The 1,074-nt window shown below is 53.6% G+C and carries 1 protein-coding gene; it reads left to right on the top strand.

From position 1 onward, the window contains the following. The first annotated feature begins 329 nt into the window (after positions 1 to 329). On the top strand, positions 330 to 473 hold the full coding sequence (locus NW807_RS07575; RefSeq protein ID WP_414425724.1) for a hypothetical protein: 144 nt from the start codon (positions 330 to 332) through the stop codon (positions 471 to 473). Positions 474 to 1,074 lie beyond the last annotated feature (601 nt).

Consider the following 1,074-nt stretch of genomic DNA (forward strand, 5'->3'; position numbering starts at 1 on the left):
TCCTTAGAGAGATTGACAAAGTTTAGTCCAAAGCCCTTGGCTCTCCTCTTGGGGCAAAGACTGACCTGCCGATCTGAAAGCTGCGGGGGCGGGATATAGTCTGGCGGAGTTGGCCAATTGAGGAGAATTCGCGGAGCATTGGCCTTGATGTCTTGCATTTCTCGACTCCCCAAGTTGAGCGGCAGGTTCTTCTAGCTCCTACAGGCTACTAGGATTGGACACAACAACAAGGGATCTCTGTTGCCCTGGAAAACGATAAGCCGAGCATAGGTTATAAGCAACCCCATGGATCCCTGTCTGCAAGAGCCGAATCCAGTTTACCTGCCTGGATGGCCCCTACCCAAGACGAGCTCTCCTACGACAATGGCATACCCATGGAAAGCTGGCGGCACAGGTGCCAGATGGACTTGCTCATCTCCACCACCCATGCCGAGCGAGGTTTTGAGGCTGTACCCAGCGAAGTGGGAGGGTAGGAGGCCACCTGGATTCTGTGGGCCACTGCCGCTGGGGAACTGATGCCTGCCAAGGCTGAACTGGAGCAGCAAAGGGCTGAGCGCCTGGCCTAAAAGTTGTGAGAACTGGGGGTGGATCCGGGTACATTAAGCTAGAGCAGACGTCAGGGATCCCTCCCCATGGATTGCCAAGACCTTGCTCAGGATCTTCTCCTAGAACTGGAGCAAGCTCAGAGTCTCACCCAGCTCCTAGATTGGGCTTTAGCCTGCCTTCCTAGCCAGCAAATCTTCTGCCAGATTGGCTGGGAAGAGTCCGCAGCTGTTTTGCAGGCAATGCTTCGCTATCCTGAAAAGTTAGCAGTGATTCTACGGAATCCCCTACAGAGCTCATCCGAAAAGTCAATCAGCACAGAAGATATCCAAACCCAAATTTCTCAGTTGGGATTAGAAGAACGGGTTCTACTCCTAGAAGGCCCCATTCCTGCCCTTTTGGCAGATCTCGGTCAATGTTTCCCAGAGACCCAGATTGGCGTTTGTTTCTGGACTGAACTCACGGACTACCGTACCTGTCTGCTTCAGCTAGAAATCGCAGGAGCCCCGCACTGTACCCGTAGGGTCAGTG

Origin of the sequence: Synechococcus sp. R70.1 (assembly GCF_047461675.1) — a bacterium.
Classification (GTDB): domain Bacteria; phylum Cyanobacteriota; class Cyanobacteriia; order Thermostichales; family Thermostichaceae; genus Thermostichus.

Coding starts and splice junctions, on each gene's coding strand:
- NW807_RS07575 (WP_414425724.1), top strand. CDS start 330: ATGGCCCCTACCCAAGACGAGCTCTCCTACGACAATGGCATACCCATG.